Annotated in this window: 1 protein-coding gene; it reads left to right on the forward strand. The window is 61.5% G+C overall.

The window, feature by feature from the left end:
• On the forward strand, positions 1–317 hold a 317-nt coding region (locus AC1D0P_RS32700; protein WP_477680517.1), incomplete at its 5' end, for an ATP-binding cassette domain-containing protein.
• Between the last annotated feature and the right edge of the window lie 37 nt (positions 318–354).

Here is a 354-nt window from a genome sequence, read left to right on the forward strand (position 1 = left end):
GGGAGAAGAAGTGCCGGGTGCTGTCGGGCGGCGAGAAAGCGCGGCTGGTCATGGCCCGCATGCTGTTCGATCCACCGAACCTGCTCGTGCTCGACGAGCCGACCAACCATCTCGACCTCGATACCAAGGAAATGCTGATCAAGGCCTTGGCCGACTATGAAGGTACGATGCTGTTCGTCAGCCACGACCGGCATTTCCTCGCCGAGCTGTCCAACCGGGTGCTRGAACTGACGCCGGAAGGCATCCATCAGTACAATGGTGGCTACACGGAATACGTGGCGCGCTCAGGCCACGAGGCGCCGGGGCTGCACGGCTGATGCAACCCTCTTTCAAATGCAAACGGCGGGCAATGCC

It is taken from the genome of Polaromonas sp. P1_G2 (assembly GCF_056405515.1).